Here is a 13,175-nt window from a genome sequence, read left to right on the forward strand (position 1 = left end):
TGATTCCACACTTTCAGGTAAACACCCCAGTCATCAAAAAGACTGGGGAGTTACTTACACTCAAGGCTTTCTAGGTTTGATCCGCGCCGTCGCTTCGGCCACCAACGGATCATCCGGCCAGTAATGCTTGGGGTATCGCCCCTTCAAATCCTTCTTCACCTCGGCATAGGTACTGCGCCAGAAGTTCGCCAGGTCCTGCGTCACCTGCACCGGCCGCCGCGCAGGCGACAACAGGTGCAATTTCACCACCTGGCGCCCGCCGGCAATCCGTGGCGTATCCGCCAGCCCGAACAGCTCCTGCAGGCGTACCGCCAGGATCGGCGGGTGTTCGCTGTAGTCCAGGCGTACTGATGAGCCTGAGGGCACTTTCACATGCTGCGGCGCCAGTTCGTCGAGGCGCTGGGGCAGTGGCCAGGGCAGCAGGTTGTGCAGGTAGCTGGAAATATCCAGGTGGGCGAAATGGCTCAAGCGCGAGACTTTGCCCAGGTAGGGCATCAGCCAGTGTTCCAGGCCCGCGAGCAAAGCGCTGTCGCTGACGTCGGGCCATTCGCTGGTTTTGCCGGCATCGAGCTGGCGCAGCAGCAGGACGCGTGCCTGCCATTGGCGCAGCTCCGGTGTCCAGGGCAACAGCTCCAGGCCCTTGCGCCGGACCAGATCAACCAGGGCCTGGCTGCGTGTGGCCTCGTCGAGGCCGGTGAGCGCTTCACGACTGAGGACCAGCTCACCGACCTTGCGCTGGCGTTCGGCGCGCAATACGCCTTCGCGCTCGTCCCAGTCGAGCTGGTCGACGTTGCGCACTTGCTCGGCCAGCACCGTGTCGAACAGCGCCGGGTCGAAGGCCGTCGCCAGGTAGATGCGTTCTTCACGCTGGCCCTGGCGGCTGCCCAGGTCGGCGATCACCAGCCAGGCGTGTTTCATCAAACTGTCGGCTTCGGCAAACAGTGCGGCGCGCCCATTGGCCAAACGGTATTCGGCGCCACCGGGGCGACGCTGTTGGGCGACGCGGTCCGGGTAAGCCAACGCCAGCAAGGCGCCAAGCCAACGCGGATGATCAGGATCGGCCACCGGTTGGTTGGCCTTGCCTCTTAAATAGCCGCGATATTGGCGGGCCAACTGCTTGGCCCGTTGCACACCACCCTGGGTACCACGGGCGCGCTCTTCGCCGGACAACAGCGCCAGGCGGCTGTGCAAGTCGGCACCGGCGCCGCGCAGGATATCGCGCTCACCCAACAACGCCGCGACATCACAGGCCATCGCGGCGAGGCCCAGGTTCTGTCCGCGCAGCAGCAAGTGGGCGATACGCGGATGGGCCGGCAACTCGGCCATTTTCTGGCCATGGGCGGTGAGTGTTTCGTCATTCAAGGCGCCGAGGCGCACGAGTAAATCCTGGGCCTGGGCGTAGGCGGCGGTCGGTGGCCGGTCCAGCCACACTAACTGCGCGGGCGTGACGCCCCAGCGCGCCAGTTGCAAGGCCAGGCCGGCGAGGTCGGCGGCGAGAATTTCCGCGCTGCCATAGGCGGCCAGCCCTTCATGCTGGTCCTCGGACCACAGGCGATAACACACCCCCGGTTCCAACCGCCCTGCCCGGCCGGCACGCTGGGTGGCGCTGGCGCGGGAGATGCGCTGGGTGTCGAGGCGCGTCATGCCGCTGCCGGGGTCGAAGCGTGGCACCCGCGCCAGCCCGGCGTCGATGACCACGCGCACGCCGTTGATGGTCAGGCTGGTCTCGGCAATGTTAGTGGCCAGTACCACTTTGCGTTGATCGGCCGGCGCCGGGTCGATGGCGGCGCGCTGGGCGTTGAGGTCGAGCTCGCCGTGCAGCGGGCACAGCAAAACGGTGGGGTGATCCCCCAAGGCGTCGGCCAGTTGTTGATGCACCCGGCGAATCTCCGCCTGCCCCGGCAGAAACACCAGCACGCTGCCGGTCTCGTCATGCAGGGCCTCAAGGATTGTCTGCACCACGCGCGGCTCGATAAATTCCCCGGCCTGATACGGCCGCCCCCAGCGCATCTGCACCGGGAACATGCGCCCTTCGCTGCGCAGGATCGGCGCATTATCCAGCAGCTCGGCCAGGCGCTCGCCTTCAAGGGTGGCGGACATCAGCAGGATTTTCAGCGGTTGGTCGTCGCGAAACAGCTCGCGGCCGTTGAGGCTCAGGGCCAGCGCCAGGTCGGCGTCGAGGCTGCGCTCGTGGAATTCGTCAAAGATCAGCAGGCCCACGCCGTCCAGCGCCGGGTCGTCCTGCAGGCGCCGGGTGAGGATGCCTTCGGTGACCACTTCTATGCGGGTAGTGGGGCCGACCTTGCTGTCGAGGCGAATGCGGTAGCCGACCGTTTCACCGACCTTCTCGCCCAACTCGCTGGCCAGGCGCTCGGCAGCGGCCCGCGCGGCGAGGCGCCGGGGTTCGAGCATCAGGATGGTTTGCCCGGCGAGCCACGGCTCATTCAACAAGGCCAGGGGCACGCGGGTGGTTTTACCGGCGCCGGGGGGCGCTTCCAGCACGGCTTCATGGCGAATCGCCAAGGCGTCACGCAGGGCGGGTAAAACATCATCAATCGGCAGCGAATTCATACTGGCTCCAAAGCAGAGCGGCGAGTATAACGGCGAACTGCCGGATGCTTGCGCGGGTCTGAATAACATCGCTCCCATACTGAGATCGTTCCCACGCTCTGCGTGGGAATACCGCCCGGAACGCTCCGCGTTCCAATACCTGCGCAAGTTGACGCAAAGCGTCACGGCATGCATTCCCACGCAGAGCGTGGGAACGATCAGGCAGTGCGATATAGTCATTTATCAATAGTGTTCAGGAGAGTTTTATGCGTATCGCTTCCCGTGTCATTGGCGGCGTCTTGGCCGTCACCCTGCTGAGCCAACTCACCGCCTGCGGTTCGATTTTCTACCCGGATCGCCGTGGCCAGATCGACGGCAAGATCGACCCGGCGATTGCCGTGCTCGATGCGGTCGGCTTGCTGTTCTATGTGATCCCCGGCCTGATCGCGTTCGGCGTCGACTTCGCCACGGGGGCGATCTACTTCGAACCGGGCAAGACCGCCCAGGTCGCGCCGGAAAAACTGCACGAAGCCATCGGCGCCGACGGCACGGTCGACAACGCCAAGCTGCAAGGCATCATCCAGAAGGAAACCGGGCACACCCTGCCGCTGGACGATCCACGCCTGATCCAATTCAAGGGCAGCGTGCAACAACTGGCGTCCCTGGGCCTGCAGCCTGCTGCATAAGGACAGCGCCATGACCAGCAGTCCCGAACACGCCAGGCTCCTGCGCCTGGCTACCCGCGCCTCGGTGGGCGTGGCCAGTGCGTTGATCATCACCAAGGCCATCGCCTGGTGGTTCAGTGGCTCGGTGGCCATGCTCGCCGGGTTGACCGACTCGCTGCTCGACGGCGTGACCTCGCTGCTCAATCTGCTGGCGGTGCACTACGCCCTGCGCCCCGCCGATGACGATCATCGTTACGGTCACGGCAAGGCGGAGTCGCTGTCGGGCATGGCCCAGGCGCTGTTTATCGGCGGCAGTGCAGCGTTGATCGCCTTCCAGGCCTATCAACGCTTGCAACACCCGGAGCCCGTAGGCGCACCCTGGCTGAGCATCGGCGTAATCGTGTTTTCACTGGCGCTGACCGTGGCGTTGTTGATGTTGCAACACCGGGTGATCCGCGAAACCGGCTCCAACGCGGTGCGCGCCGATTCGTTGCATTACCGCTCCGACCTGATGCTCAACGGCAGCATCCTGGTGGCGCTGGTGCTCGCGGGGTTTGGCTTCCATCAGGTGGACGCCTGGTTCGGCCTGGGTATCGCCGCCTACATATTGTGGAGCGCCATCCAGATCGCCCGGGAAAGCTTTGCCGTATTGATGGACGAAGAACTGCCGGCGGATATCAGCCAGCACATGCTCGACCTGGCCCGCAGCGTACCGGGCGTGCTGGGCGCCCATGACTTGCGCACGCGGGTTTCCGGCAACCACTGGTTCGTGCAGTTGCACCTGGAGTTGCCGGGAGAACTGACGCTGTCGGTGGCCCACGGCATCAGCGACCAAGCCGCCGATGCCATTCATCAGGCCTACCCGAAGGCCGAGGTGCTGGTGCACGCCGACCCGCAAGAAGTGGTCACCGGCGCCAGCGCTTAATACTGGACCTGATAGCCGCGACTGCTCAGGCAGTTGCCCTGGGCCTGACGGTAGGTTTGCACCACCGCCGGGTCAGGGGCGTAGGTGGCGGTCCGGGGATCGAAACCACTCTGCTGCACGGCCCAGCGATAGCAGTCATAACCGTCCTGTTGCACCTGGGCCGGTGACTGGCCGTTGGCGGGGTACGCCACCACGTCGTAACCGTTGCCCTGAGGCGCCGGTTGCGGTGCAGGCACGGCCGTCGGCGGTTGCACCACCACATACTGTTGAGTGCTGCTTTCGTAGGTGTAATAGGCACCGGCCGCCAGGAACAATAGCGAACCGCCCACCCACACTTCACGCGCGTAGTCCGGCAGATACTGCACCCGGATGCCATACGGTGGCCTCACCACCACATAGCGCGGGCCTTGCGGGCGATACCAGTAGCCGCCGGAGTAGAAGTAGTCCTGGCCACGGTACGGCACGCGGTAATTGCGGTCGGGGAACCGGTCGACGATATAGCCTGGACGATATTGCGGGCCCGCCCCCAACCGTTGCCGTGCCCATCGGGACGTCCCGGCCAGCGGTTGTCGCCGGGACGGCTATGGTCTCCAGGCCGCGAACCTGGACCGCCCGCCTCCCAATGTCGGTTGTCGTCGTTACGCCGTGGGATATCGCGGTAATAGCCCTGGCGCGGCTCCTGGGTCTGGCGCACGGTATCGGGCCGCCCCTGGATCGGCAGGTTGTTCGACGGCTGTGGCTGCGGCTGCGGTTGCGGCCGCCCCTGTTCATTCGCCTGCGGGCGCCCCTGCCATTGACCGCCGCCATTCTGGCCGCCGCGATCAATATGCGGATTCTGCGGGCGTGGCTGGTTGTTCTCCGGGCGCCCGCCGCCTTCCGGCCCGCGCTCATGCTGACCGCCGCCGCCCTGTGGGCGCTGCCCCTGGCCCGGTGAGTTATCGCGTTCGTCGGCCACCGCCTGGGCGCCAACGCTGGCCACCAGCAAACCAACACCTGCCATACGCCAGATGCGCTTCATGCTTTTCCTCACTGCGGATTAGGGCTCGATCATGAGACTGGAAAAGCCTCGGCCGGTTCTGAGACAGGTTATCAGTCACGAGAACTATTTTCTTGAACGCAAAGAAAAGGGGTGACCCGTCGGCCACCCCTTGAGAATTTCGTCCTGGCTCAACGCTTTTGACGTTGGCTCACCTCACGCCGTCTTGTGGACAGTGTGCAGCCTGGAGGCCGGCTCAACCCTGCTCGGGTGGCGGCCGCAGCGGGCCTGATTGGGCTCGCTGTGAGTGGACTGTTGTCCAGGCGGTGATTCTGTTGATAAAGATACAGGCGCGTGCCCGGTGGATGATTGCGAAGATTGCGTCAATAAACAGTGCTTGCGCAATTTTTAACCCTTCATGGATAATTCACCGCAATAGTTACGACAAAGGCCAACCCAATGAGCAAGCTTGACCGATACGACCTGAGTATTTTGGCGGAATTGCAGCGTGACGCACGGATCTCCAACCAGGAGTTGGCCGAGCGCATCGGCCTGTCGCCTTCGCCCTGCTCGCGCCGGGTCAAGCAATTGGAAGACGACGGCTACATCGCCCGTCAGGTCGCGTTGCTCGATCGCAAGATGCTCGGCCTGAGCCTGACCGCCTACGTGTTGATCGGCATGGACCGGCATACCCCGGAACGTTTCGAAAATTTCGAAGCGGCCATCCGCACCTTGCCCCAAGTGCTGGAATGCAGCCTGGTGACCGGGATGGACGCCGACTATCAGCTGAAAGTGGTGGTGCCGGATATGGATCACTATCAGAAACTGCTGCTGGGGCATCTGACCCGGATTGAAGGCGTGACCAGTGTGCGTTCCAGCTTTGTGCTGAACCAAGTCTTGAATAGCACCGAACTGCCCCTGACCCACCTGCGCACCTGAGAACACTGAGATCCAAATGTGGGAGGGGGCTTGCTCCCGATAGCGGTGGATCAGTTGATAAATATACTGACTGACACTCTGCTATCGGGAGCAAGCCCCCTCCCACAGTTTGATTGCACTTCGATCCAGGTCAATGTTGTGCCTGTGATGCTGCCTTATACTTGCCGCCTGCCTTAGTAGGAAGCCCCATGAACAACATCGACCCCGCCCTGTTCGAAGAATGGATGATGACCGGTCTGGTCACGATCCTGATTATCTTCATGGGCTTTATCGTCTGGGACCTGGCGAAAAAATCCAAGGCCGGGCGCTTTGGCTCGTTCATTCTGTTTTTCGTGCTGGGCCTGGGCGTGGCCGCGTTCATCATCAAGAGCGTAGTGATCGGCCTGATCGAGTCCGGTGCCTTATAAACGTGGCGGTACCGCCTTCCACTGGCCCTGATCGAGGCCTTCGATAGACCAGTCGCCAATGCGCACACGCACCAGGCGCAACGTTGGCAAGCCCACCGCGGCGGTCATGCGCCGTACCTGGCGGTTACGCCCTTCACGAATCACCAGCTCCAGCCAATGGGTGGGTACGCTTTTGCGAAAGCGCACGGGCGGGTTGCGTGGCCATAGATCAGGCTCCTCCAACCGGCGGGCCTCGGCGGGCAGGGTCATGCCGTCATTAAGCTCCACGCCGTCGCGCAGACATTGCAGCTGTGCTTCGGTGGGTTCGCCTTCGACCTGCACCCAGTAGGTTTTCGCCAGCTTGTGCCGGGGGTCGGCAATGCGCGCTTGTAGCTGGCCGTCGTTGGTCAGCAGCAACAGGCCTTCGCTGTCACGGTCCAGGCGGCCTGCCGGGTAGATGCCGGGAATATCGATAAAGTCCTTGAGGGTCGCGCGCCCGCCTTCGTCACTGAACTGGGTCAGCACATCGAACGGCTTGTTGAACAGGATCAACTTCGGCTCGGCCGGCGGCGCCTTGGCGATACGGCGCGAGCCCGCATGCGGGGGTTTCACACCAGGGCGGCGCGAATCGGGACGGGTAGGACGGGACATGGCGAAGGAACATCTAACGGTCAGGACCGACAATGCTAGTGGCCTGACCGCTAAATGACCATCCCCACCGCTTAGCGGAACGGCGGCTCGTCGAAACTGCGCAGTTTGCGCGAGTGCAGCGCATTGAGTTCGGTGCGCAGCAGGTCGACAGCTTCGATGCCGATCTTCAAGTGCTGGCTTACGGCCCGCTCATAGAACGCGTTGGCCGAACCCGGCAATTTGATCTCACTGTGCAGCGGTTTGTCCGACACACACAACAACGTGCCGTACGGCACACGCAAACGGTAACCCTGGGCGGCAATGGTGCCGCTTTCCATGTCCACCGCCACCGCGCGAGACAGGTTGATCAGCGGTCGCTCCTGGGCCCAGCGCAGCTCCCAGTTGCGGTCGTCGTAGGTCAACACGGTGCCGGTGCGCAGGCGTTTTTTCAGCTCTTCGCCTTTTTCGCCGGTGACGTTGGCCGCCGCTTGCTGAAGCGCCAGCTGCACCTCGGCCAGGGCCGGGATCGGGATGTTCGGCGGGACCACACGGTCGAGAATCCCGTCGCGACGCATATAGGCGTGGGCCAATACATAGTCGCCGATGGTCTGGGATTGGCGCAGGCCGCCGCAGTGCCCGATCATCAGCCAGCAATGCGGGCGCAGCACGGCCAGGTGGTCGGTGATGTTCTTGGCGTTGGACGGGCCCACGCCGATATTCACCAGGGTCACGCCGTGGCCGTCAGTGGCCTGCAGGTGATAGGCCGGCATCTGGTAGCGGTGCCACACCACGCCTGCGGCAATCGCCGACGCTTCGCCGTGGTCCATGCTCTTGTCGATCACCACGTTGCCCGGCAGCACCATACGGATAAAACGCGGGTCGCTGCGCAGTTGCTCCAGGCCATGCACGATGAACTGGTCAACGTAGCGATGGTAGTTGGTCAGCAGAATCCACGGCTGCACATGGCGCCAGTCGCTGCCGGTGTAGTGCACCAGGCGGCGCAGGGAAAAGTCCACACGGGCCGCGTCGAACAGGGCCAGGGGCAGCGGGTCGGTGTTTTCCCAGTCATAGAGGCCGTCGGCGATGCCATCGGTGGCGGCGGACAAGTCGGTGCTGGGGAACACGCGGGCCAGGGTCGCGGCGGTCACGCCGGAACCGGCCAGCTCATCGCCCTGCTCCACCACGTACGGGTACGGAATGTTCTGCTGGCTGACGCCCACTTCCACCGTCACGGTGAAGTCGTGCATCAGTGGCACCAGCTGCTCCAGCAGGTACTTACGGAAGGCCGCCGGATGGGTGACGGTGACGCTGTAGGTTCCCGGCAGCTGCACCTTGGCATACGCCCGGGTGGTCTGTGGGACTTCGCCGTGGCAGTGGTAAGTCAGGCGCAGCTCCGGATAGCGAAACAGCGCACGTTGTGCGGCGTCGGGTTCGACGCGGTCCTTGAGGTATTGCTTGAGGGCTTGGTTGAGCGCGCCAGTCGCACGCTCATGCAGGGCCGCCAGCCGATCCACGGCCTCTTCAGCGGTTTGAACGACAACAAAAGCTTCGGTCACGGTAAGCATCCTGTGTTCTGGACTTGCAGGCCTTTATCTTGCCTGTATCCCTGCCTCACTGAAACACCAGAGTTGGAATGCCCTTTAAAATGTGGGAGGGGGCTTGCTCCCGATAGCGGTGTGACAGTCACTGGATTCTTGGCTGACATACCGCTATCGGGAGCAAGCCCCCTCCCACACTTGACCGCATTTATTCAAGGAGATAGCGGGGTTGAACGGGCGACAAGGGCCTGCACATCCACCCCGCGCGGCAAGGCGCCGTACGTCCGCCCCGACGACTCACCCAACCGACTGGCCACAAACCCATCGCTGACCGCCGCATTCCCCGCCTCCAGCAACAACTTGGCCTGCAACGCCAGGGCAATGTCCTCGGTCAGTTGACGGGCGCGGTATTGGATATCCTGGGTGTCCATGAACGCTGACTTCAACCCCTCGATATGCCGCGCCAGCCGGGGGTCGCCATGCCCATCGCCCAGTTCGACAAACAACGCCTCCAGCACACCCGGTTCCTTGGACAATGCCCGCAGCACGTCCAGGCATTGCACGTTGCCGGAACCTTCCCACGTTGAATTCACCGGCGCCTCACGGTACAGACGCGGCAGGATGCTGTCCTCGACATACCCGGCGCCGCCCATGCATTCGGCGGCTTCGTTGATCATGGCCGGCGCCCGTTTGCAGATCCAATACTTGCCCACCGCCGTGACCAGCCGGGCGAATTTGGCTTCCTGTTCATCCCCCAGGTGATCCAGCGCCCGGCCCATGCGCAGGCTCAAGGCCAAGGCCGCTTCGCTTTCCAGGGCCAGGTCGGCGATCACGTTCTGCATCAGCGGTTGTTCGCTCAGCACGCGACCGCCGACCGAGCGATGGGCGCAGTGGTGGCTTGCCTGGGTCAAGGCCTGGCGCATCAGCGCGCTGGAACCGACCATGCAATCGAAGCGGGTCATGGCGACCATCTCAATGATGGTCGGCACGCCGCGCCCCTCTTCACCGATCATCCAGGCCAGGGCGCCACGGAACTCCACCTCGCTGGAGGCGTTGGAGCAGTTGCCGAGTTTGTTCTTCAACCGCTGGATGTAGAACTCATTGCGCGTGTCATCCGGGCGATGCCGGGGCAGCAGGAAACAGGTCAGGCCCTTGTCGGTCTGGGCCAGGGTGAGGAAGGCGTCGCACATCGGCGCGGAGCAGAACCATTTGTGCCCGACCAGTTCGTAGGCCTGGCCCGGCCCACCCGCGCCCACCGCGTAGGCGCGGGTGGTGTTGGCGCGCACGTCGGTGCCACCCTGTTTTTCGGTCATGGCCATGCCGATTGTCGCACCGGCCTTGTGGACGATGCCGACGTTGCGCGGGTCGTATTGGGTACTGAGGATCTTCGGCAGCCAGAGGTCCGCCAGTTCCGGTTGCAAGCGCAGGGCCGGGACGCAGGCGAAGGTCATGGTCAGCGGGCAACCGGTGCCCGCTTCGGCCTGGCTGTGCAGGTAAGTCATCGCCGCACGTGCGACGTGGGCGCCGGATTGCGGATGGGCCCACGGCAGCGACGGCAGGCCGTGCTCGACGGCGGTGCGCATCAGTTCGTGGTAGGCGGGGTGAAACTCCACCAAGTCAATTCGATGACCATAACGGTCATGGCTGCTGAACACCGGCTTGTGCTGGTTGGCCAGGAACCCGGCCTCCATCAACGGCCCGCCGGCCAGGGCACCATAGGCATCGATGCGCGACTCGGCCCAGCCGGCGCCAAAGCGACGCGCCCACTCTTGCAGGGGCAGGTCGATGCGGTACAGGTTGGTACCGTCCAAAGACGGTGGCTGGTTGGTGACGTCGTGGGTTTCGGCAAACCGGTGCAGGTTCATGACGGGCCTCTTGGAAACAGGCCACGTGACATCGAGGCCTTGATTTCAGTTAAGCACCGTCCCAGGCCTTAAAAAAGTGGCATACGCGCCGAATGTTCGGCGCTTTCGCCCTCTGGTGGACACAGCACGAGCCGCTCCAGCGTCGCCTGCAAAGCCTCGAAACGTACTGGCTTGGCCAAGTGATCGCTCATGCCGATGCCATGGCAGCGCTCACGGTCCGCAACATTGAGCGCGCTGCTCAGGCCGATCACCGGTAACTCACCGCATCCCGGTAAGGCACGGATCTGACAGCACAATGAGAAGCCGCCCTCAGGCACATCCAGCACTACTGCGTCGAACCTGTGCTCCTGCAACGCCGCCAATGCCGCCGGGCCGCCATCCACGGCCTTGACCCGATAACCCAGCTTGAGCAGCATGCCGCGCACCGCCAATTGCGCCACGCTGTTGTCGTCCACCAACAACACCGTGCAATCCTGCGGCGCTCGTTGTGCAGGCCGCAACTGTGCGGTGGGCTTGGGCTCGGGCGGCACCGGCTTGACGTCCATTTCCAGCTGGAAGCGACTGCCCCTGCGCGGCTCTGAATGATGGGTGAGGCGGCCGCCCATCAGCTCGATCAGCTGCCGGCAAATCGCCAGGCCAATACCCAGGCCGCCGTATTCGCGGGTCATCGAACCATCGAGCTGGAAGAAGCGCTGGTACAGCGTGGCCTCGTCGAGAAAGGCGAAGCCGATACCGGTATCGGTCACGATAAAGCTCAGGCGCAATCCGCCATCCGCCTGGGGGACGCCCACCACGCGTATGCGCACCGCACCGTCGTGGGTGAATTTGAATGCGTTGTCCAGCAGGCAATCCAGGCACTGGATCAGTTTGTCGGCGTCACCGATCACGCGGTCCGGCACGGCATCGGCGACGTCAATGGAAAACGCCAGGCCCTTGGCCTGGGCGCTGGCCGCGAACTGTTGACGCACGGTTTCCAGCACGCCGCGCAGGCCGAACACCTGCGGGCGGGCAGCCAGGCGGCCAGCCTGCAACTCGGTCAGGGTGAGAATGCCGTTGACCATGCGCATCATGTCCCGCGCCGAACCGGCGGCGGTTTGCTGGTACTGCGCCAGGTCATCGTCCAGGGACACGGTTTGCATCAGTTCCAAGGAGCCGATCACGCCGTTCATCGGCGTGCGTAATTCATGGGTCAAGGTGGCAAGGAATTCATCCTTGAGCCGATTGCTGCGGGCCAATTGCTGGTTGAGCACTTCGAGTTTCTGGCTGGCGTCGAACAGGATCTGCGCCTGCTGCTCGCGCATGCCGTTGATGCGGTCGGCCAGGGCCAGGGACAGCAGCGCGACTTCAATGGCCGAGCCGATCTGGCTGGCATACATCGTGAGGAATACGTTGGGCAAGTAGCCCAGCACCATCAGCGTATTGACTACCCCGCCGAGTAAAAACGCCGACCAGGCAATGATGAAATAGCGCGCCATGCGCTGGCCGCAATACCAGGCCTTGATCGCAGCCACGAAGATGGTCACGGTAAACACCAGTGCCAGGCCGGTGGCCAGGCGTAGGGCCACCGCGTAGCTGGTCAACAGCGCCAGCGCCATGACCACCCCGCCACAGGCCGCCAGCCCCAGCAGGATACGGTCGAGCCAGCGGCTGTGTTGCGCGGTGTGCAGGAAGCTGCGCGCGAACAGGCTGCCGAACAAGGCGGCCGAGCCGATCAGAAACGGCACCGCCGCGTTCGCCCACCACGGGTTGTTCGGCCAGAAGTACTCCACGGCCACGCCATTGACCGACAGCTGGTACAGGCCGAACGAGGCTATGTAGAGGATGTAATAGAGGTAGCTGGTGTCGCGGACGCTCAAATAAATGAACAGGTTGTATACCAGCATACCCAGCAACACGCCGTAGATGGCGCCCAGCACATACAAGCGCAGCGGCTGTTCTTCCATATAGGCCGTGCCTGCCCAGAGGGTCAACGGCGCCTGGATCGAGCCTTGGCTCTGCAGGCGCAGGTAGATCGTCTGCTGCTGGCCGGGCAGGAAATTGAGCTTGAACAGGTAGTTGGCCTGGCGCACTTCACGGCTGGAAAACGGTAACGCGCTGCCGGTGCGAGTGGTGAGTCGATAGGTGCCGGTGCCGTCGTTCTGGTACAGCTCGAGGCGATTGAGTGGCGGGTAAGCCAGCTCCACAAACCAGGTCCGCGGGGAGCGGGGGTCAACAGCGGTGTAATGCAGGTTGACCTTCAACCAGAACACCGAATGCGAATAACCGGCATTGAGGGTGGGTGTGTCATGGGGTTTGAATTGAGCGGCGTAGGCAGGGGAACTGACGTCGGCGATGGTGAGGGTGCCGGTCGGGTCTTCGAGCACTTGCATGACCCGGCCCAGTGGCAGGCTTCGGGTGCTCTGATTGAACTCGGCGGCGCCGGCCAGCAGCGGCAGCCCGCACAATAATAAAATCAGCAAATAGCGCATAGAGCCCCAGCGTGGCCTGTCCGGTTATGGCAAAAAGCTCCCCCGTTCCTTTTGAGAAGACGTACACCGGCGATACAGTAAGTTGTTTGGATCCACTTTAGCATAGCCGGTAAAGGCCATTGGACACCATGGTAACTATTTTTCAGATGGCCCTAGGACGAGGCTTTCAGCGTATTTGCAGAAGATGTTCAGCCACCACAAAAGGCTCATCCCAGGGCAACATTCCCTCATCG

General features: G+C 63.2%; 9 protein-coding genes and 1 pseudogene. 4 read left to right on the top strand and 6 right to left on the bottom strand.

The window, feature by feature from the left end:
- Positions 1-60: 60 nt before the first annotated feature.
- Positions 61-2,571, bottom strand: a complete 2,511-nt coding sequence (gene hrpB / locus C4J93_RS23205; protein ID WP_124371955.1) for an ATP-dependent helicase HrpB — start codon at positions 2,569-2,571, stop codon at positions 61-63.
- 245 nt (positions 2,572-2,816) lie between these two features.
- On the opposite strand from hrpB, the gene C4J93_RS23215 reads away from it, so the two are divergent.
- Positions 2,817-3,236 carry a polyribonucleotide nucleotidyltransferase gene (locus tag C4J93_RS23215; RefSeq protein WP_124368458.1) on the top strand — a complete coding sequence of 140 codons (420 nt, stop codon included), beginning with the start codon at positions 2,817-2,819 and terminating at the stop codon, positions 3,234-3,236.
- A 10-nt stretch (positions 3,237-3,246) separates the two neighbouring features.
- Positions 3,247-4,140 carry a cation diffusion facilitator family transporter gene (locus C4J93_RS23220; RefSeq protein WP_124364531.1) on the top strand — a complete coding sequence of 298 codons (894 nt, stop codon included), beginning with the start codon at positions 3,247-3,249 and terminating at the stop codon, positions 4,138-4,140.
- Here the strand turns inward: C4J93_RS23220 and C4J93_RS23225 are convergent.
- A pseudogene (locus C4J93_RS23225) lies at positions 4,137-5,158 on the bottom strand (DUF6515 family protein). The gene C4J93_RS23220 and the pseudogene C4J93_RS23225 sit on opposite strands and share 4 nt — an antisense overlap.
- Before the next feature lie 417 nt (positions 5,159-5,575).
- Between C4J93_RS23225 and C4J93_RS23230 the strand changes: the two are divergent.
- On the top strand, positions 5,576-6,055 hold the full coding sequence (locus C4J93_RS23230; RefSeq protein ID WP_003194418.1) for an Lrp/AsnC family transcriptional regulator: 480 nt from the start codon (positions 5,576-5,578) through the stop codon (positions 6,053-6,055).
- Between the two features lie 197 nt (positions 6,056-6,252).
- Positions 6,253-6,462: a DUF2788 domain-containing protein gene (locus C4J93_RS23235; RefSeq protein WP_025999909.1), complete on the top strand. Its 210-nt coding sequence runs from the start codon at positions 6,253-6,255 to the stop codon at positions 6,460-6,462.
- On the opposite strand, the gene C4J93_RS23240 is transcribed toward C4J93_RS23235, so the two are convergent.
- The 4 genes from C4J93_RS23240 to C4J93_RS23255 form a co-directional block, all read right to left on the bottom strand.
- Positions 6,457-7,023, bottom strand: a complete 567-nt coding sequence (locus C4J93_RS23240; RefSeq protein WP_164485301.1) for a pseudouridine synthase — start codon at positions 7,021-7,023, stop codon at positions 6,457-6,459. The genes C4J93_RS23235 and C4J93_RS23240 overlap by 6 nt on opposite strands.
- Before the next feature lie 140 nt (positions 7,024-7,163).
- A complete protein-coding gene (gene amn, locus C4J93_RS23245) occupies positions 7,164-8,636 on the bottom strand; it encodes an AMP nucleosidase (RefSeq protein ID WP_164484569.1) in 1,473 nt (490 codons plus the stop codon).
- Positions 8,637-8,821: 185 nt separating this feature from the next.
- Complete coding sequence (locus C4J93_RS23250; RefSeq protein ID WP_124371960.1) at positions 8,822-10,474, bottom strand: acyl-CoA dehydrogenase family protein; 1,653 nt, start codon at positions 10,472-10,474, stop codon at positions 8,822-8,824.
- Between the two features lie 68 nt (positions 10,475-10,542).
- Positions 10,543-12,942 (bottom strand): hybrid sensor histidine kinase/response regulator, encoded by a 2,400-nt coding sequence (locus C4J93_RS23255; protein ID WP_124371961.1) that lies wholly within the window; start codon positions 12,940-12,942, stop codon positions 10,543-10,545.
- Between the last annotated feature and the right edge of the window lie 233 nt (positions 12,943-13,175).

The organism is Pseudomonas sp. R2-37-08W (assembly GCF_003851705.1).
Classification (GTDB): domain Bacteria; phylum Pseudomonadota; class Gammaproteobacteria; order Pseudomonadales; family Pseudomonadaceae; genus Aquipseudomonas.

Excerpts from the sequence above, each read along its gene's own strand:
- hrpB (WP_124371955.1), bottom strand. The coding sequence starts at position 2,571 with ATGAATTCGCTGCCGATTGATGATGTTTTACCCGCCCTGCGTGACGCC.
- C4J93_RS23215 (WP_124368458.1), top strand. The coding sequence starts at position 2,817 with ATGCGTATCGCTTCCCGTGTCATTGGCGGCGTCTTGGCCGTCACCCTG.
- C4J93_RS23220 (WP_124364531.1), top strand. The coding sequence starts at position 3,247 with ATGACCAGCAGTCCCGAACACGCCAGGCTCCTGCGCCTGGCTACCCGC.
- C4J93_RS23230 (WP_003194418.1), top strand. The coding sequence starts at position 5,576 with ATGAGCAAGCTTGACCGATACGACCTGAGTATTTTGGCGGAATTGCAG.
- amn (WP_164484569.1), bottom strand. The coding sequence starts at position 8,636 with ATGCTTACCGTGACCGAAGCTTTTGTTGTCGTTCAAACCGCTGAAGAG.
- C4J93_RS23250 (WP_124371960.1), bottom strand. The coding sequence starts at position 10,474 with ATGAACCTGCACCGGTTTGCCGAAACCCACGACGTCACCAACCAGCCA.
- C4J93_RS23255 (WP_124371961.1), bottom strand. The coding sequence starts at position 12,942 with ATGCGCTATTTGCTGATTTTATTATTGTGCGGGCTGCCGCTGCTGGCC.